The organism is Pseudomonas sp. MN1F (genome assembly GCF_009391885.1).
GTDB lineage: Bacteria > Pseudomonadota > Gammaproteobacteria > Pseudomonadales > Pseudomonadaceae > Aquipseudomonas.
In genome coordinates this window covers 28,166-47,313 of the sequence record NZ_VZII01000014.1, presented here as the reverse complement: position 1 = coordinate 47,313, position 19,148 = coordinate 28,166, and the positions used below count along the sequence as shown (strand labels likewise).

At 65.5% G+C, this 19,148-nt stretch carries 10 protein-coding genes; 7 read left to right on the top strand and 3 right to left on the bottom strand.

All coding sequences use genetic code 11. The features are described 5' to 3' along the window. Positions 1–10: 10 nt before the first annotated feature. The 7 genes from treZ to F6X59_RS09095 all read left to right on the top strand — a co-directional run bounded on the left by treZ (position 11) and on the right by F6X59_RS09095 (position 11,428). Positions 11–1,753: a malto-oligosyltrehalose trehalohydrolase gene (gene treZ / locus F6X59_RS09125; protein WP_152955956.1), complete on the top strand. Its 1,743-nt coding sequence runs from the start codon at positions 11–13 to the stop codon at positions 1,751–1,753. After that, positions 1,750–3,819 (top strand): 4-alpha-glucanotransferase, encoded by a 2,070-nt coding sequence (gene malQ, locus F6X59_RS09120; protein ID WP_152955955.1) that lies wholly within the window; start codon positions 1,750–1,752, stop codon positions 3,817–3,819. Before treZ ends, malQ begins: the two co-directional genes overlap by 4 nt. Beyond that, positions 3,816–6,590, top strand: a complete 2,775-nt coding sequence (locus F6X59_RS09115; RefSeq protein WP_152955954.1) for a malto-oligosyltrehalose synthase — start codon at positions 3,816–3,818, stop codon at positions 6,588–6,590. Before malQ ends, F6X59_RS09115 begins: the two co-directional genes overlap by 4 nt. 17 nt (positions 6,591–6,607) lie before the next feature. Continuing rightward, entirely contained in the window at positions 6,608–6,874 is a 267-nt protein-coding gene (locus tag F6X59_RS09110) for a DUF2934 domain-containing protein (protein ID WP_152955953.1), read from the top strand. A 153-nt stretch (positions 6,875–7,027) separates the two neighbouring features. Then, positions 7,028–9,181 (top strand): glycogen debranching protein GlgX, encoded by a 2,154-nt coding sequence (gene glgX / locus F6X59_RS09105; RefSeq protein ID WP_152955952.1) that lies wholly within the window; start codon positions 7,028–7,030, stop codon positions 9,179–9,181. A 53-nt stretch (positions 9,182–9,234) separates the two neighbouring features. Continuing rightward, entirely contained in the window at positions 9,235–10,029 is a 795-nt protein-coding gene (locus F6X59_RS09100; RefSeq protein ID WP_346653022.1) for an endonuclease/exonuclease/phosphatase family protein, read from the top strand. Positions 10,030–10,348: 319 nt separating this feature from the next. After that, on the top strand, positions 10,349–11,428 hold the full coding sequence (locus F6X59_RS09095) for an autotransporter outer membrane beta-barrel domain-containing protein (protein WP_152955951.1): 1,080 nt from the start codon (positions 10,349–10,351) through the stop codon (positions 11,426–11,428). An 81-nt stretch (positions 11,429–11,509) separates the two neighbouring features. Here the strand turns inward: F6X59_RS09095 and glgB are convergent, their stop codons facing one another. Genes glgB through F6X59_RS09080 form a run of 3 tightly spaced genes read right to left on the bottom strand, consistent with a single transcriptional unit; the run spans position 11,510 to position 19,107 of the window. After that, positions 11,510–13,720 carry a 1,4-alpha-glucan branching protein GlgB gene (glgB, locus tag F6X59_RS09090; protein WP_152955950.1) on the bottom strand — a complete coding sequence of 737 codons (2,211 nt, stop codon included), beginning with the start codon at positions 13,718–13,720 and terminating at the stop codon, positions 11,510–11,512. Continuing rightward, complete coding sequence (gene treS, locus F6X59_RS09085; protein ID WP_152955949.1) at positions 13,721–17,038, bottom strand: maltose alpha-D-glucosyltransferase; 3,318 nt, start codon at positions 17,036–17,038, stop codon at positions 13,721–13,723. It lies immediately after the preceding gene. A gap of 50 nt (positions 17,039–17,088) precedes the next feature. Continuing rightward, positions 17,089–19,107: an alpha-1,4-glucan--maltose-1-phosphate maltosyltransferase gene (locus F6X59_RS09080; RefSeq protein WP_152955948.1), complete on the bottom strand. Its 2,019-nt coding sequence runs from the start codon at positions 19,105–19,107 to the stop codon at positions 17,089–17,091. Between the last annotated feature and the right edge of the window lie 41 nt (positions 19,108–19,148).

Genomic DNA, 19,148 nt, shown 5'->3' with positions numbered 1-19,148 from the left:
GGGTTCGAAGATGCACAGACATGGCGCACACCTCCTGGACGCCACGTCGGCGCGCTTCGCCCTATGGGCGCCAGATGCGCGCAGCGTGAGCCTGGAACTGGAGCAGCAGCCCGCCATCGAGCTGCAGCCCGAAGACGACGGCTGGTACACGGCGGTTGCCGCGTGCCAGGCCGGCGACCGCTATCACTACCGCATCGACGGCACACTGCAGGTGGCCGACCCAGCGTCGCGCTATCAGCCCGAAGGCGTGCATGGGCCGAGCCAGGTGGTGGATGTCGGCGCCTACGCCTGGCAGCACCCCTGGCAAGGCCGGCCTTGGCACGAAGCGGTGATCCAGGAGCTGCACGTCGGCGTGCTCGAAGGCTACCAGGGCGTCGCCCGGCAGCTGCCCAGGCTCGCCGAACTGGGCATCAGCGCCATTGAGCTGATGCCGCTGGGCCAGTTCCCCGGTGAGCGCAACTGGGGCTACGACGGTGTGCTGCCCTTTGCACCGCAACACAGCTACGGCAGCCCCGAGCAGCTGTGCGCGCTGGTGGATCACGCCCACGGCCAGGGGCTGATGGTGATGATTGATGTGGTCTACAACCACTTCGGCCCTGACGGCAATTACCTGCACCAGTACGCCAGCCCGTTCTTCCGCGAAGACCGCCAGACGCCTTGGGGCGCCGCCATCGATTTTCGCCGCCGCGAAGTGCGCGAGTACTTCATCCAGAACGCCCTGATGTGGCTGTGCGACTACCGCTGCGACGGCCTGCGCCTGGATGCGGTGCATGCCATCGACCAGCCCGACTTCCTGGTCGAGCTGGCGCAACGGGTGCGCGCCGCCGTCGAACCTGGCCGGCATGTGTGGCTGGTGCTGGAGAACGAGCACAACCAGGCCTCGCTGCTCGAACAGGGTTTCGATGCCCAGTGGAACGACGACGGCCACAACGCCTTGCATGTGCTGCTGACCGGTGAAACCGAAGGCTATTACGCCGACTATCAGGAACAGCCCATCGACAAACTGGCCCGCTGCCTGTCCGAAGGCTTCGTGTTCCAGGGCCAGGCCAACCGCCACGGCACACCACGCGGCGAACCCAGCGGGCACCTGGCGCCGAGTGCCTTCGTGCTGTTCCTGCAGAACCATGACCAGATCGGCAACCGCGCCCTGGGCGAGCGCCTGACCCGCCTGTGCCCGCCAGCGGCCTTGCGTGCGGCCACCGGCCTGTTGCTGCTGGCACCGATGATCCCGTTGCTGTTCATGGGCGATGACGATGGCAGCTGCCGGCCGTTCCTGTTCTTCACCGACTTCCACGATGCGTTGGCCGATGCCGTGCGCGAGGGCCGCCGGGGCGAATTCGCCCACTTCAAGGCGTTCACCGACGCCGAGCAGCGCGAACACATACCCGACCCCAATGCCCAGCAGACCTTCGAGGCATCGCGGCCGCAAAACAAGGAGGTCCTCGCCGGCTGGCATGGCCTTTACCACCAGCTGCTCGACCTGCGCCAGCGTCACATCATCCCCCACTTGCCCGGCAGCCGCGCCCTGGGCGCAGAGGTGCTGGGCGAAAAGGCCCTGACCGCACGCTGGCGCCTGGGTGATGGCAGCACCCTGCGCATCGACCTGAACCTGGCCGCCGCGCCGCAGGCAGTGGCACTGCCCGCCGCAGAACGGCGCCTGTTCGACAGCAGCGACACCACCCACCCAGATACTGCGCTGTCCGCCTACAGCTGCGTGGTCAGCCTGTTTCCACCTGGCCAGGAGCACCCATGAGCGAAACCGCCTTGCACCGACTGGCCGCCCGCGTAGGGCTGGCCCGCGACTGGATCGACGCTAACAACCGGCCGCAGCAGGTCAGTGACGAGGTCCTGCGCAAGGTCCTCGAAGGCCTGGGCCATCCCGCCGACGACGAGGCTGCCATCCAGGCCAGCCTGCAGGCCGTGGAGGCCGCCGAGGACGCCGAACACCTGCCCCCGCTGATCACCGCCGACCTTGACCAGCCGCTGCCCTTGCGGCGCTACTTCCCGCCGGGCAGCGCCGTGCGCTGTACCCTGGAAAGCAACCGCCTGCAGTACCTCACCCTCGATGCCCAAGGCAACCTGCCCGGCGGGCTGCCGGTGGGCTATCACCTGTTGCAGATCAACGACCGCAGCTTCACCCTCGCCGTGGCACCGCCGCGCTGCTACAGCCTGGCCGACGCCGTCAGCGAACCGCCGCCACGCTGCTGGGGCCTGGCGGTGCAGCTCTACAGCCTGCGCCGCAGCGGCGATGGTGGTTACGGTGACTGCCTGGCCCTGGAACAACTGGCGCGCAGCGCCGCCGAACGCGGCGCCGATGCCCTGGCGATCAGCCCGATCCATGCCCTGTCGGCCGCCGACCAGCAACACTACAGTCCCTACTCGCCGTCCAGCCGCCTGCTGCTCAACACCCTGTACGCCAGCCCCGGCACGCTGCTGGGCGAGCGTGCCGTGCGCATGGCGATCGAAGCCTGTGGCCTGGAGCAGGTGCTCGAAGACCTGGAGCAGCGCCCGCTGGTGGACTGGCCCCGCGCCGCCGACGCCCGCCTGCGCCTGCTTGAAGCGCTGTACCAGGACTTCAGCCAGGCCGACCACCCGCTGCGCAAGGACTTCGACAGCTTCCGTGAGGCCCGCGGCCAGGCCCTGGAACACCACTGCCGCTTCGAAGTGCTGCAGGCGCAAGCCGTCGAACACGGCCTGGGCGCCGACTGGCGCAACTGGCCCAGCACCTGGCACGACCCGTACCACCCGGAAGTCGAAGCCTTTGCCAACGCCTACCCGGCCAAGATCGAATTCCACGCGTTCTGCCAGTGGCTGACCGAACGCAGCCTGCAACGCGCTCAGCACGCCGCGCGCAGCAACGGCATGGCTATCGGCCTGATCGCCGACCTGGCAGTGGGTGCCGACGGCGCCGGTAGCCAAGCCTGGAGCCGCCAGGACGAACTGCTGGCCAACCTCAAGGTCGGCGCCCCACCCGACATACTCAACCGCGCGGGCCAGGACTGGGGCATCTGCGCCTTCTCCCCCGAAGGCCTCAAGCGCAACGGCTACCGCGCCTTCATCGAAATGCTGCGGGCCAACCTGGCCCATGCCGGTGGCCTGCGCATCGACCATGTGATGGGCCTGCGCCGGCTGTGGCTGATCCCCCGTGGCTGCAAGCCCGACGAGGGCGCCTACCTCGACTACCCGCTGCAAGACTTGCTGCGCCTGCTGGCCCTGGAGTCGGTGCGCCACCAGGCGATCATCCTCGGCGAAGACCTCGGCACCGTGCCCGAAGGCCTGCGCGAGCAGCTGGCGGCCAAGGCCGTGCTGGGCATGCGCGTGCTGCCTTTCGAGCAGACCCAGCCCGGCCACTTCAAGCCGATCCTCGACTGGCCGGACGACGCCCTGGCCACCACCGGCACCCACGACCTGGCGCCACTGGCCGGTTGGCTGCAAAGCCGCGACATCGACTGGAGCCAGCGCCTGCAACTGATCGACGCCGCCACTGAATTGCACTGGCGCCACGCACGGCAGAAGGAGTGCGAAGGCCTGCGCCGCACCCTGGAAGCCAACTACGGCCCGCAAGCGGACAACGACGCACTGATCGATGCCGCCATCCGTTACGTCGGCCACACCCGCGCCCCGTTGGTGCTGATCCCGCTGGAAGACCTGCTCGGCAGCGACGAGCAGCCCAACCTGCCCGGCACCACCAGCGGCCACCCCAACTGGCGCCGGCGCTTCGCCGCGCCGGTGCGCCAACTGCTCGACGACGAAGACGCCGCACGGCGCCTTGAACTGCTGGCCCAGGCCCGCGAACAAGCCTGGGAGCGTGACCGATGAAGCCACTGACAGCGACGCTGCGCCTGCAATTTCACAGCGACTTCAGCCTCGATGACGCCGTGCCACTGGTGCCGTATTTCGCCCAGCTGGGTATCAGCCACCTGTATGCCTCGCCGATCCTCAAGGCCCGCGCCGGCTCGCGCCACGGTTACGACGTGGTCGACCCGACCTGCGTCAACCCTGAGCTCGGTGGCGAGGCAGCGTTGCAACGGCTGGTGGCTGCGCTGCGCCAGCATGGCATGGGGCTGATCCTCGACACCGTGTCCAACCACATGGCCGTGGGCGGCGCCGACAACCCCTGGTGGCAGAGCTTGCTGGCCTGGGGCCGACGCAGCCCCTATGCGGAGTTCTTCGACATCCAGTGGCACTCCAGTGACCCACTGCTGGCCGGCCAGTTGCTGCTGCCGTTCCTTGGCAGCGACTATGGCGCGGCGCTGAAGAACGGCGAAATCCCGCTGCAGTTCGACAAGCAATCGGGCTTGTTGCAGATCGCCCACTATCAGCACCGCTTCCCGATCTGCCCGCTGGATTATGGCTGGATCCTCGCGCAGAGCCCTGAGCCTGCGCTGAAGGCCCTGGCCGAGCATTTCACCGCGCTGCGAGAGGCGCCTGAGCCACTGGCAAACGCCCTGCCCCTGCACGCCGAACTGGCGCGCCTGGTGCGTGAAGGCGCGGACCTGGCGTCGGCCCTGGACGCCTTCGACAGCCGCAGCGAACCCGGCTTCAAGCGCCTGCACCTGCTGCTTGAACGCCAAACCTATCGCCTGGCCAGCTGGCGCACCGCCGCCGATGACATCAACTGGCGGCGCTTCTTCGACATCAACGAACTGGGCGGCCTGCGGGTGGAGCGTGCCGTGGTGTTCGAGGCGACCCACGCCAAGCTGTTCGAGCTGATCGAACGCGGCCTGGTGGACGGCCTGCGCATCGACCATATCGACGGTCTGGCCGACCCGCGCGGCTACTGCCGCAAGCTGCGTCGCCGGGTCGACAGCCTGCTCGCCAGGCGCCCGGTGCAGGCCGCGCTGGAGCACTTCCCGATCTACGTGGAAAAGATCCTCGGCGCCGATGAACACCTGCACCGCGACTGGCTTACCGACGGCACCACCGGCTACGAGTTCATGAACCAGGTGTCGCTGCTGCAGCACGACCCGGCCGGCGAAGCACCCTTGACCGAGTTGTGGGCCACGGTCAGCGAGCGCCCAGGGTTCCCCGAGGAAGTGCGCCAGGCGCGTCACCTGGTGCTCAACGCCAGCCTGGCCGGCGATTGCGAGTCCGTAGCCCAGGCCCTGTTGCAGGTCGCCCGCGACGACCTGATGACCCGCGACCTGACCCTCGGCGCGATCCGCCGCGCACTGCAGGCGCTGGTTGCGCATTACCCGGTGTATCGCACCTATTTCAACGCCTGCGGGCGCCCGGCCGAGGACGAACGTTTCTTCCAGCAGGCCCTGGCCAATGCCCGCCAGGACCTGGGCGAAGCCGACTGGCCGTTGCTCGACCAGCTTGAGCAATGGCTCGGCGGCCAGCCCTGGCGCCAGATGCCACCGGGCCGGCCACGCAAGCACCTGCGCCATGCCTGCGTGCGCTTCCAGCAGCTCACCGCACCCAGTGCCGCCAAGGCCGTGGAGGACACCGCCTTCTACCGTTCGGCACGGCTGCTGTCGCGTAACGACGTGGGCTTTGAGGCCGAGCGCTTCAGTGCCAGCCCCGAACATTTCCACAACGAGGCCCAGCGGCGTCTGCGCGATTTCCCCGACAACCTGCTGGCCACCGCCACCCACGACCACAAGCGTGGCGAGGACAGCCGCGCCCGCCTGGCCGTGCTGAGTGAGCGCGGGCCCTGGTTCGCCAGCCGTGTGGAGCACTGGCGCGAGCTGGCCGCACCGCTGCGCGAGCAACTGGATGACGGCGTGGCGCCCAGCCCAGGCGACGAACTGCTGTTATGGCAGACGTTGCTGGGCAGCTGGCCATTGACCCTCGACCTGCACGACGACAACGCGCTGCGCCAGTACGCCGAACGCATCCGCCAATGGCAGCAGAAGGCCCTGCGCGAAGCCAAGCTGCGCAGCAGCTGGAGCGCGCCGAACGAGGCCTACGAGGCAGCCTGCGCCGCCTATGTCGATGGTTTGCTGCTGGATCGGCAAAACCAGCAACTGCGCCAGTCGCTGGCCGATGCCGCACAACTGATCGCCTGCCCCGGCGCCCTCAACGGCCTGGTCCAGAGCCTGCTGCGCATGACCGTGCCGGGTGTGCCTGACCTGTACCAGGGCAACGAGTACTGGGATTTCAGCCTGGTCGACCCGGACAACCGCCGTGCCGTGGACTACGCTTGCAGGCGCCGCACCCTGGACGATGCCACCACGCCCGGCGAACTGCTGGCGCACTGGCGCGACGGCCGCATCAAGCAGGCTCTGATCGCCCGGTTGCTGGATTGCCGCCAGGCCCATGCCGAGCTGTTCCGCCGGGGCGCCTACCTGCCCCTGAACGTGCAAGGCCGGCATGCCGACCAGGTCATCGCCTTCGCCCGCCTGGGCGAAGAGCAACGCGTCATCGTCGTCGCCCCGCGCCTGGCCAGCGGCCTGCTCGGCGGCGCCACTACACCGTTGATCCCGGCACAGAACTGGGACGACACCCGGGTGATCCTGCCGTTTGCCTTGTCGCCTGCCACTTGGACTGGACTTTTTGGCGGTGCCGCTGTCAGCCCTACAAGGGAGCTGATGTTGAGCGCGGTATTGGCGGAATTCCCAGTCAACCTGTTGATTGAACATGCATAGCATTCAGGAGCGTCGTGATGAGTGTCGAAGAAAAACGAGTACGCGAATTTGCTTACCAGATCTGGGAATCGGAAGGTAAGCCCGAGGGCCAGGAGGAACGGCACTGGGACATGGCACGCAAGCTTGCCGAAGCCGAGGCGCTGGCCCCCAAGGCAGCGCCGCGCAAGCGCGCACCGGCCAAGCCCAAGGTAGCAGCTGAGCCGAAGGCTGCGGCATTGCCTGGGGCCAGCAAACCGGTGGCGGCCAAGAAGCCTCGGGCAGTGAAAAAGCCGACTGCTGGTTAAGCCTGTTCCGGCCCTTTCGCGGCTAAAGCAGCTCCCACAGGTTCTCCACTGCTTTCTAATTCAGTGCAATCCCTGTGGGAGCGGCTTTAGCCGCGAAGAGGCCGGCACAGGTCTGCGCAATATCCCCTCCATCACGGCCAATCGAGGACCGCCATGAGCCCCCGCACCCCGAAGAAAACCCGCTCCGTCGCCCCGTCGCGCATCCGCGAAGGCCTGCCCTTCCCCCTCGGCGCCACCTGGGACGGCCTGGGGGTCAACTTCGCCCTGTTCTCGGCCAACGCCACCAAGGTCGAGCTGTGCCTGTTCGACTCCACCGGCGAGCAGGAAATCGAGCGTATCGAACTGCCCGAGTACACCGATGAGATCTACCACGGCTACCTGCCCGATGCTCATCCCGGGCTGGTCTACGGTTACCGCGTGTACGGCCCTTACGAGCCGGAAAACGGCCACCGCTTCAACCCCAACAAACTGCTCATCGACCCCTATGCCAAACAACTGGTCGGCAGCCTGAAATGGTCCGAGGCGCTGTTCGGCTACACCATCGGCCACCCCGATGGGGACCTGTCGTTCGACGAGCGCGACAGCGCGCCTTTCGTGCCCAAGTGCAAGGTCATCGACCCGGCCTTCACCTGGGGCCGCGACCAGCGCGTGCAGGTGCCTTGGGAGCGCACGATCATCTATGAAGCCCACACCCGCGGCATCAGCATGCGCCACCCGGCGGTACCGGAAGCACTGCGTGGGACCTTTGCCGGCCTGGCCAACGATGAACTGCTCAAGCACATCAAGGACCTGGGCGTGTCGAGCATCGAGCTGCTGCCCATTCACGCCTTCGTCAACGACCAGCACCTGCTGGACAAAGGCCTGAACAATTACTGGGGCTACAACAGCATCGCCTTCTTCGCGCCACACCCCAAATACCTGGCCAGCGGCAAGATCGCCGAGTTCAAGGAGATGGTCGCGCACCTGCACGACGCCGGCCTGGAGGTGATCCTTGACGTGGTCTACAACCACACCGCCGAAGGCAACGAGCGCGGCCCGACGCTGTCCATGCGCGGTATCGACAACGTCTCGTACTACCGCCTGATGCCCGACGACAAGCGCTTCTACATCAACGATTCCGGCACCGGCAACACCCTCGACCTCAGCCACCCGCGGGTGCTGCAATTGGTCACTGACTCACTGCGCTACTGGGCTGGCGAAATGCGCGTGGACGGTTTCCGTTTCGACCTGGCGACCATCCTCGGCCGTTATCACGACGGCTACAGCGAGCGCCACGGTTTCCTCGTGGCCTGCCGCCAGGACCCGATGCTCAGCCAGGTCAAGCTGATCGCCGAGCCCTGGGACTGCGGCCCTGGCGGCTATCAAGTCGGTAACTTCGCACCGGGCTGGGCCGAATGGAACGACCGTTTCCGCGATACCGCACGGGCCTTCTGGAAAGGCGACGAGGGCCAGCTGGCCGACTTCGCCGCCCGCATGACCGCCTCGGGCGACATGTTCAACAACCGTGGCCGCCGGCCATATTCCTCGGTCAACTTCATCACCGCCCACGATGGCTTCACCCTGCGCGACCTGGTGTCGTACAACAGCAAGCACAACGAAGACAACGACGAGAACAACCAGGACGGCACCGACAACAACCTGTCGTGGAATTGCGGCGCCGAGGGCCCGACCGATGACCCTCAAATCAATGCACTGCGCATGCGCCAGATGCGCAACTTCTTCGCCACCCTGCTGCTGGCCCAGGGCACGCCGATGATCGTCGCCGGCGACGAATTCAGCCGCACCCAGCACGGCAATAACAACGCCTACTGCCAGGACAGCGAGATCGGCTGGGTCAACTGGGACCTGGACCAGGAGGGTGAAGCGCTGCTGGCCTTCGTCAAGCGCCTGACCCGCCTGCGCCTGGCCTACCCGGTGCTGCGCCGCTCGCGCTTTTTGGTGGGGGATTACAATGAGGCGATCGGGGTCAAGGACGTGACCTGGCTGGCGCCGGATGGCAGCGAGATGAGCGTGGAGCAGTGGGAAGACCCGCACGGCCGTTGCCTGGGCATGCTGATCGATGGCCGCGCCCAGGTCAGTGGTATCGCACGGCCCGGGTCGGAGGCGACCATGCTGCTGATCTTCAACGCGCACCATGATGTGGTGCCGTTCCTGCTGCCGGCCGTGCCGGAAGGCGACTACTGGAGCTGCCTGATCGACACCGACCGGCCGGAGATGCGCAAGCCGCCACACCTGCAGTTCGACAGCACCTTCGAGGTCAAGGGGCGGTCGTTGCTGCTGATGGTGTTGCAGCGCGAGGAAGAATGAACCGGAACAGGCGCACCCTGTCCCACCTGTATCCGTAGCGTTGAGGAGCCACCGTGAACCTCGAAGCCGGCAGCCCAGGTTTCGCCAGCACCCGCCAGGCCCCGCCGGTGAAACGCCTGCGGGTGCTGACGGTGAACACCCACAAAGGTTTCACCGCCTTCAACCGGCGCTTCATCCTGCCTGAGCTGCGCGAGGCAGTGCGCAGCACCCAGGCCGATGTCGTGTTCCTCCAGGAAGTGCTCGGCAGCCACGACCGCCATGCCGCGCGCTACCCCGGCTGGCCGCAGACCTCGCAGTACGAATTCCTCGCCGACAGCATGTGGAGCGACTTCGCCTATGGCCGCAACGCGGTCTACCCCGACGGCCACCACGGCAATGCGCTGCTGTCCAAGTACCCGATCATCGAACACCGCAACCTTGACGTGTCGATCACCGGCCCCGAGCGTCGCGGCCTGTTGCACTGCATCCTCGACGTTCCCGGGCAGCACAAGGTGCATGCCATCTGCGTGCACCTGTCATTGCTGGAAAACCATCGGCAGAAACAGCTCAAGCTGCTGCGTCAGCTGCTCGAATCGTTGCCTGCCGATGCGCCAGTGATCATCGCCGGCGACTTCAACGACTGGAAGTCCCATGGCAACCGCACCCTCGGCCTGCAACGTGACCTGCACGAGGCGTTCGAACGCCACCATGGCCACCTCGCCCGCACCTACCCGGCGCGTTTGCCACTGCTGCGCCTGGACCGCATCTACCTGCGCAACGCCGATAGCCATGCGCCGCAGATTCTGGGGCACAAACCTTGGACGCACCTTTCCGACCATCTGCCACTGGCCGTGGAGGTCAGGTTGTAACAATGATTCGGCATAGCCAGTGCCGCAGAAATAGCGATCATCGCTATATCCGACAAAATAACTTGGATAATCAAAGGGTTAATGACAGCCACGGAGTTTCAACAGACCTTTCACGCTTTCTTGACGCAAGCGCCGGTCTCTCCTTAGCTGAACACTATCACTAGATGTAAAAACTCGCGCCGAGCCTCTAGCTCGCGCCTTTGTGCGCGCTCGCAAAAGCTGGCGTGCTGGTTTGGGTCGCCCTCTGTTTTTGTCGTACAGCTCGTGACAACAGGCCAGGTCCTTGGGCTGTACAACAAAAAAAAAGAGGAGATCCGCCATGAAAAGAACCTCGAATCCCTTGCGCTTCGATCATATTTTCTGCGCGGTTTCCACGTCGATGCTTCTGGCAACCCCGGTGGAAACTTTCGCGTTCGAACTGCAGGAAGATCCGATCTCCCCCACATACCTGCAACAACCGACCGTGCCGACACCCTCGCTCGACCCGGTCAGCGCCAGCGGCCTGAACCTGGCTACGCTGAACGCCTTCAGCGCGAAAATGGGCGAACGGCACACCCTGCCAGCACCCGACCTGGCGGGCGGCCAGTGGGCACAGTTGTTCCCTGGCGCCACACCACAACCTGGCGCGCGGGCGCCAGAGCAGCTGGAAGCGCCCAGCCAGCAACTGATGATCGGCCCGGACCTGTTCGTGCGTGAAACCGCCGATGGCAACGTCCACCGTGCGGGGATTTTCGTGGGGCACAACAACCTGCAGAGCAGCTTCAATGGCGCGCGGCCATTGCTGGGCGAGCAGCAGCGCAACGCGGTCAACCTCAGCGGCGAGAGCCTGGGGGTGTACTGGAGCATGACCCATGAGCAAGGCTGGCACCTGGATGCCGTGGCCATGGGTTCGCGCATCGAGGTGATGGGCCGCGGCGAAAGTGGCCAGCGCCTGGATGACAGCGGCCATGCGATGACCTTTTCGGTGGAAGGCGGTTACCCGATCGGCCTGGGGGGTGGCTGGGTCATCGAGCCCCAGGCACAGTTGATCAATCAGCAGTTCTTCCCGGGCAACCAGGTGCAGGCGGAGACCTTGAAGGCCTTCGACAGCCAGCCCAGCTGGAGCGGCCGGGTGGGTGCCAAGTTGTCCGGGCGTTATGAGGTGAAAGGCATGGGGATCGAACCCTATGTGCGGACCAACGTCTGGTATGACTTCAACGACACCAGCGAAGTGAAGCTGGATCAGGTCGACAAGATCTCCAGCTCGCGCTATTCGACCACGGTGGAATTGGGCCTGGGGTTGGTGGCACGGGTGACACCTGCGGTGGCGCTGTTTGTCAGTGCCGATTACAGCAGTGATGTGGATGGCAACGACATCAATGGGTTGATTGGCAGCCTTGGAGTGCGGATGCGGTGGTAGGCAGGTCTGGCCCTATCGCGGATCAATCGTGATCCCCGTAGGAGCGGATTTATCCGCGATGAGGCCAGCACAGGCAACCCATCAGGCCGGTTTCATCACCAGCACCCCCAACGGCGGCAGGTTCAGTGCCAGTGACAACGGCTGCCCATGGCTGGCCACCTCATCACTCTGCACCGCCCCCAGGTTGCCGACATTCGACCCGGCATACAGCCCGGCATCGCTGTTCAGCAACTCTTGCCAACGCGCCCCGAACGGCACGCCAATCCGGTAGCCCTCACGCGGCACCGGGGTGAAGTTGGCCACCACCAGCAACGGCTCGCCCTGGCTGCTCCAGCGCAACCAGGCGTACACGCTGTTGTGCGCATCATCGCCGATCAACCACTGGAAGCCCTGGGGCTGGCAGTCCTGCTCGTGCAGCGCCGGCAGTTCGCGGTACAGGCGGTTGAGGTCGCCGACCAGGCGCTGCACGCCTTGGTGCTCGGGGTACTGCAGCAGGTACCAGTCCAGTTGGTGATCATGGTTCCACTCGCGCCACTGGCCAAACTCGCAGCCCATGAACAGCAGCTTCTTGCCCGGGTGGGTCCACATGAAGGTCAGGTAGGCGCGCAGGTTGGCAAACTTCTGCCAGCGGTCACCGGGCATCTTGTCGATCAGCGAGTGCTTGCCGTGCACCACCTCGTCGTGGGAGATCGGCAGGATGAAATGCTCGGAATAGGCATAGATCAGGCCGAAGCTCATCTCGTTGTGGTGATAGGTACGGTGCACCGGGTCGTTCTGGATGTAATGCAAGGTGTCGTGCATCCAGCCCATGTTCCACTTGTAGGCAAAGCCCAGGCCGCCCTGCTGGGTCGGTTGGCTCACACCCGGCCAGGCGGTGGATTCCTCGGCGATGATCAGCGCGCCCGGTGCCTCGTGGGCGGCGATGCCATTGAGGTGGCGGATAAAGTCGATGGCCTCGAGGTTTTCGCGCCCACCGTGGCGGTTGGGCACCCATTCGCCAGCCTTGCGCGAGTAATCGCGGTACAGCATCGAGGCCACCGCATCGACGCGCAAACCATCGATGTGGAAGTGCTTGAGCCAGTGCAAGGCCGACGCCATCATGAAACCACGCACCTCGTTGCGGCCGAGGTTGTAGATCAGCGTGTTCCAGTCCTGGTGGTAGCCTTCCAGCGGGTTGTCGTACTCGTACAGTGCGGTGCCGTCGAAGCGGGCCAGGCCGTGTTCGTCAGTGGGGAAATGCGCCGGCACCCAGTCAAGGATCACGCCGATGCCACCTTGGTGACAGGCATCGATGAAGGCGGCGAAGTCTTCAGGCGTGCCATAGCGCGAGGTTGGCGCGAACATCGACAGCGGCTGGTAGCCCCAGGAGCCACCGAACGGGTGCTCCATGATCGGCAGCAGCTCGATATGGGTGAAGCCTAACTGCTGCACGTAAGGCACCAGGCGTTCGGCCAGTTCACGCCAGTTGTAGTAACGCGACACTTCGCCCAGCTCGTCGAGTTCGCATTGCCAGGAACCAGGATGCAGTTCGTAGATCGACAACGGTGCACTGTAGGCGTGGCGCTCGGCGCGATGTGCCATCCACTCGTGGTCCTGCCAGTCATGGCTCAGCTCAGCGGCCACCTTCGACGCGGTGCTCGGCGGCAATTCGGTGGCGCGGGCTAGCGGGTCGGCCTTCAGCGGCAATATGCCGTCCTTGCCGAGCACTTCGAACTTGTAGGTTTCGCCCACACCCAGGCGCGGCACGAACAGCTCCCACACCCCGGCGCTGTGGCGCAGGCGCATGGGGTGGCGGCGACCGTCCCAGTTGTTGAAGTCGCCCACCACCGACACCCGCCGCGCATTCGGCGCCCACACCGAGAAGCACACGCCCTCGACACCCTCGACCTGAAGCGGCTGTGCGCCGAAACGCCCGGACAGGTCGCGGTGGTTGCCTTCGGCGAACAGGTAGAGGTCCATGTCGCCGAGTTGCGGGCCGAAGCTGTAGGGGTCTTCGGTCACCTGCTCGCCACCGGCCCAGCCGATCTGCAGCAGGTACGGGTGCGCCTCATCGAGGTGCGCGCTGAACAAACCGGGCAGGCTGCTCTGCACCATTTCGGCGAGGATGCGCCCATCATGGCGCGCCAGCACCCGCACGTTGAGGGCATTGGGCAGGAAGGCACGGACGAACACGCCGCCCTGCCCGTCGTCGTGGGGGCCCAGTACTGCAAATGGATCGGCGTGCTCGGCGCGGGCCAGGGCATCCAGGTCCCGTTGCCGAAGGCCGCCGTTTTCACGCGTGGTTGCATTCATCTATGACTCTCCCCAGGTACTGATCAGTCCATGCAGGCCATGCAAAGGCACGGCCAGCCAACTCGGACGGTTCTCGGCTTCGTATGTGATTTCGTAGGCGGCTTTTTCCAGGCAGAACAACTCCAGTGCGGCGCGCTCGCCCTCGGCCTCTTGCCAAGCGTGCGGCATGGCGGCGGTGGCCAGGCCATAGGCTTCGACGAAGGCATGCCGCGACTGGTGCAGGTACTGCCGGGCAACCCGTTGCCGGGCTTGTCGCGCCGGGCCGGAAAGGTCCACCGCAGACGCGCTGCGCAAGATCATCGCAGCAGCATAGTCGAAGGATCGCAACACGCCGCTGACATCCTTGTACGGGCTGTGTTTGGCCCGGCGCTCGTCCAGCGGACGGGCCGGTTCGCCCTCGAAATCGATCAGGTAGGCATCGCCTTGCACCACCAGCACCTGGCCCAGGTGCAGGTCGCCGTGCACGCGCATCAGCAGGCCGCCCTGGGCCTGTTCGGCGAGCTTGGCAATGTGCTGGGCCAGGCCGTCACGCTGCTGTTGCAGGTCATCGACCAGAGCCTGACTGTCGGTGTCGAGGTGCTCGCGGTGCTGCGCCAGCAGATCGAGGGCGTGGCCCAGTTCGGCGCTGATCTGCGCGCTCCAGCGTTGGCTGTCGTCGGCGTCGCTGGGGCGTGGCTGGAAGGCTTCATCGTGGGTCGGGGCAGCCAGCAACAGGTGCATCTCGCCCAGGCGCTGGCCGAGCAAGGCGGCGAAGCCGTTGAGTTCGGCCAACGCGTCGGTGTGCGCTTCAGGGTCGGTGCTGGTCGGCTCCATCTCGTCGCGGATGGCCCGCTCCAGGGTGTTCTGGGTCCAGGCCCAGGCATCGCCCTGGTTGCTCAGGTAGCCTTGGGCGATCATCAACAGGTGCGGCGCGCCCTGCTCATTGACGCGGCTGACCCAAGCCAGCAGCGGCGAGATGTTGGCGAAGCCGGCGGCGGTGAGGTAGGCGCTCATTTCCAGCTCGGGGTGAATGCCCGGGTTGACCCGGCGAATCAGCTTGAGCACCACGCGGTCGCCAATCACCACCGAGCTGTTGGACTGTTCGGCGCTCAGGTAGCGCACCTCGCTCTCGTCGCTCAGCGCCAGGCCAGCCAACGCGTCGGTGCATGCGAAGCGCAGCTCGCCTTCACCGTTGCCGCAGGGCAAGCGCACGCCGTCCTGACAGGCACGCAACACGGCGCGAATGAACGGTTCAAGGACGAAGGCGTCGGTGATCAGGCCAACCTGGCGGCCACGGCGTACCCGCGACAGCGCCAGCTGCTGCGGCAACGCCGTGTTGATCTGCTCCTCCGGCAGCAGGCCGAACGGCAGCTGGTAGCGGGTCGCTACGCCGTCGCTGAGCACTTCGATCTCGCTGAGCAGCACCGGCGTGGTGGCGGTGCCGAAGCGCACGCCGTAGCGCAGCTGCACCTGGTCGATCGGGCCTTCCTTGCCGGCGAACCAACGGCGCTTGGGCAGGTATTGCGGCAGGACCGTGTTGTTCAGGGTGTCGCTGGCGGGGGACTCGAGCAGTTCTTCCATGCGTTTGCGCAGTACTAACGTAGTCAACTCGGGTAACCCCTCGGTAGCTTGGATGTGCCAACTGGGCATGCGGTCGTGGGCAGCCAGCAGGAACCAGTAGAAGGCATAAGGCGGCAAGGTCAGCAGGAATGGCAGTTGGCCAATCGGCGGGAAGGCGCTGCCACCGAGCATCTCCACCGGCACTTTGCCTGCGTATTGCGACAGCTCGAGCTCCGCCGCCTGGGCAGCGCGGGAAACGTTGGCGACGCAGAGGACCACCTCGGTGTTGCCGTCGGCGTCGGTGTACTCACGGATGTACGCCAGGATGCGCCGATTGCTCGGTGTCAGCGTGCGCAGGCTGCCGCGGCCAAAGGCCTTCTGCTGCTTGCGCACTGCCAGCAGGCGGCGGTTCCAGTTCAGCAGCGAGTGCGGGTCGTGGGCCTGGGCTTCGACGTTGACGGTCTGGTAGCCGTACAACGGGTCCATGATCGGCGGCAGTACCAGGCGCTGTGGGTCGGCCCGGGAGAAACCGCCGTTGCGGTCCGGTGACCACTGCATCGGCGTGCGCACGCCGTCGCGGTCGCCGAGGTAGATGTTGTCGCCCATGCCCAGTTCATCGCCGTAGTACAGGGTTGGCGTACCGGGCATCGACAGCAGCAGGCTGGTGAGCAGCTCGATGCGCCGCCGGTCACGCTGCAGCAGCGGCGCCAGGCGCCGGCGAATGCCGAGATTGATGCGTGCACGGCGGTCTTCGGCGTAGTAGTTCCACAGGTAGTCGCGCTCGCGGTCGGTGACCATTTCCAGGGTCAGCTCATCGTGGTTGCGCAGGAAGATCGCCCACTGGCAGTTGGCGGGGATTTCCGGGGTCTGGCGCAGGATGTCGGTGATCGGGAAGCGGTCTTCCATGGCCAGGGCCATGTACATGCGCGGCATCAGCGGGAAGTGGAAAGCCATGTGGCATTCATCGCCTTCGCCTTCGCCGAAGTACGGGCGGGTGTCTTCGGGCCACTGGTTGGCCTCGGCCAGCAGCATGCGGTCAGGGTAGTTGGCGTCGATCTCGGCGCGGATCGCCTTGAGCACCGTGTGGGTCTCGGGGAGGTTCTCGTTGTTGGTGCCGTCGCGTTCGATCAGGTACGGAATGGCGTCCAGGCGCAGGCCGTCCACGCCCAGGTCGAGCCAGAAGCGCATCACCCCGATCACCGCCTTGAGCACCTGCGGGTTGTCGAAGTTGAGGTCTGGCTGGTGCGAATAAAAGCGGTGCCAGAAGTACTGGCCGGCGACCGGGTCCCAGGTCCAGTTGGACTTCTCGGTGTCGAGGAAGATGATCCGCGTGCCGTCGTACTTCTGATCGTCATCCGACCACACGTAGAAGTCCCGCGCCTTGCTGCCGCGCTTGGCGTGGCGGGCGCGCTGGAACCACGGGTGCTGGTCGCTGGTGTGGTTGATGACCAGCTCGGTGATCACCCGCAGGCCACGCTTGTGGGCCTCGGCGATGAAGCGGCGGGCATCAGCCATGCTGCCGTAGTCCGGGTGCACGGCCTTGTATTCGGCGATGTCGTAGCCGTCGTCGCGCCGTGGCGAGGGGTAGAACGGCAGCAGCCAGAGGGTGTTGACGCCGAGCTCGGCGATGTAGTCGAGCTTGCTGATCAGGCCGGCGAAATCGCCGATGCCGTCGTTGTTGGCATCGAAGAACGACTTGATGTGCAGCTGGTAGATCACGGCGTCCTTGTACCACAGCGGGTCATCGATGAAGGCTGCCGGGCGGGAACGCTTGGCCATGGGTGACTCCTTTCTGTCCTCGGTTGCACGCAACTGTCTGGGCGCGCGGGCTAGCGGGCCTTTTCGATACGCCAGATACCGAACGGCTGGTGCCAGGGCTCGATGCGCATCCACTGGGTCTTGCCATGCCAGGTCCAGCGGTGGCCGTTCATCAGGTCCTCACCCAAGGTATCGGCGTTGTCGTCCAGCCCCAGCTCCCACAATGGCAACTCGAAACTGGCCTCTTGTGCGTTGTGCGGGTCGAGGCTGATCGCCACCAGGATGTAGTTGTCGCGCTCGGGCGTGCGCTTGGCGAAGTACAGGATGTTGTCGTTCCAGCAATTGAAGAACGCCACCCCAAGGTGCGTCTGCAACGCCCGGTTCTGACGTCGTATGCGATTGAGCTGGGCAATCTCGGCAATGATGTTGCCTGGCTGGTTGAAATCGCGCGGACGGATCTCGTACTTCTCCGAATCCAGGTACTCCTCCTTGCCCGGCAACGCTGCGCTTTCGCACAGTTCAAAGCCTGAATACATGCCCCACAGCCCCGAACCCATGGTCGCCAGCGCGGCGCGGATGAGGAACCCGGCGCGGCCCGAGGTATGCAGGAAATACGGGTTGATATCCGGCGTGTTGACGAAGAAGTTCGGGCGGTAGCAGTAGCACCACGGCGGCTGGTTGAGTTCCTCGAAATACTCGCGCAGCTCCTGCTTGCTGTTGCGCCAGGTGAAGTAGGTGTAGCTCTGCGCATACCCCACCTTGCCCAGGCGCGCCATCATCGCAGGCTTGGTGAAGGCCTCGGCGAGGAAGATCACCTCGGGGTGCTGGCTGCGCACATTGGCGATCAGCCATTGCCAGAACGGCAGCGGCTTGGTGTGCGGGTTGTCGACGCGAAAAGTCTTCACGCCCTCCTCGACCCAGCCGACCACCACGTCACGCAGGGCCAGCCACAGGCTCGGTACGGCGTCGGCGGCGTAGAAGTCGACGTTGACGATGTCCTGATACTTCTTCGGCGGGTTCTCGGCATAGCGGATGGTGCCGTCCGGGCGCCAGCTGAACCAGCCGGGATGCTCCTTGAGCCAAGGGTGGTCCTGGGAGCACTGGATGGCAAAGTCCAGGGCGATTTCCAGGCCATGCTCGGCCGCGGCGGCGACCAGCCGGCGGAAGTCCTCGCGCGTGCCCAGCTGCGGGTGGATGGCCTCGTGGCCGCCCTGCGCGCTACCGATGGCATAAGGGCTGCCAGGGTCGCCGGGCTCGGCGCGCAGCGCGTTGTTGCGGCCCTTCCTGTGCTGGGTGCCGATCGGGTGGATCGGCGGGAAGTACAGCACGTCGAAACCCATGTCGCGGATCATCGGCAGGCGCTGATGCACGTCGTTGAAGGTGCCGTGGCGCTCGGGGCTGTCGGTGACCGAGCGCGGGAACAGCTCGTACCAGCTGGCGAACAGCGCTGCCGGCCGGTCGACATCGATGGGGAATTCAGGGCTGCGGGTCAGGTAACTGCGGTGTTCGGCTGCGGCCATCAGCCGTGCGGTATCTGGATGCAGCAGCAGCGCCACCTGATCATCGGCCTTGAGCGAAACCAGTTGCTGTTGCAGGGCTTCGATCTCCTCGCGCAGCTCGCCTTCGCTGAGGTTGATACCCTGGCCAAGCATCAGCCGGCCCTCCTCCAGCTCCAGCTTGACCTCGACCCCGGCGTGGTACTTCTTCTCCAGGTCGTGGCAGTAGGTGGCGAACGGGTCGATCCAGGCCTCGATGCTGAACAGGTGGGGGCCCAGTTCGGTGGGGGTGAACTCGGCCAGCCACAGGTCGTTGCCCGGCGACTGCATCGGCACGCAGTGCCAGCGGCGGCTATGGGCGTGGCGCCAGTTGAGCACCACCGCCAGGCGGTCGTGGCCGTCGCCGTAGACCTTGCTGCTGACGGCGACTGCTTGGCCACTGACGGCCTTGGCGGCGAAGGTGCCGGCTTCGAGCACCGGTTGGGTGCCTTCGATCACGATGCGCGGCGCCAGCAGCGCCTGGGACAGGCTGATGGCCTGGTCCGGGTGATCGTTCGCCACGGGCACGCTTGCAAAGGGCTCGTTTCGTGTCATCGACCTTGCTCCCTCAGGCTGTTGGCGGTAAGGGTTCAGAG

What these genes read in the sequence shown, in the direction of transcription:
- F6X59_RS09080 (WP_152955948.1), bottom strand. Translation starts at nt 19,107, where the DNA reads ATGACACGAAACGAGCCCTTTGCAAGCGTGCCCGTGGCGAACGATCAC.
- F6X59_RS09110 (WP_152955953.1), top strand. Translation starts at nt 6,608, where the DNA reads ATGAGTGTCGAAGAAAAACGAGTACGCGAATTTGCTTACCAGATCTGG.
- glgB (WP_152955950.1), bottom strand. Translation starts at nt 13,720, where the DNA reads ATGAATGCAACCACGCGTGAAAACGGCGGCCTTCGGCAACGGGACCTG.
- treS (WP_152955949.1), bottom strand. Translation starts at nt 17,038, where the DNA reads ATGGCCAAGCGTTCCCGCCCGGCAGCCTTCATCGATGACCCGCTGTGG.
- F6X59_RS09115 (WP_152955954.1), top strand. Translation starts at nt 3,816, where the DNA reads ATGAAGCCACTGACAGCGACGCTGCGCCTGCAATTTCACAGCGACTTC.
- treZ (WP_152955956.1), top strand. Translation starts at nt 11, where the DNA reads ATGCACAGACATGGCGCACACCTCCTGGACGCCACGTCGGCGCGCTTC.
- F6X59_RS09095 (WP_152955951.1), top strand. Translation starts at nt 10,349, where the DNA reads ATGAAAAGAACCTCGAATCCCTTGCGCTTCGATCATATTTTCTGCGCG.
- malQ (WP_152955955.1), top strand. Translation starts at nt 1,750, where the DNA reads ATGAGCGAAACCGCCTTGCACCGACTGGCCGCCCGCGTAGGGCTGGCC.
- glgX (WP_152955952.1), top strand. Translation starts at nt 7,028, where the DNA reads ATGAGCCCCCGCACCCCGAAGAAAACCCGCTCCGTCGCCCCGTCGCGC.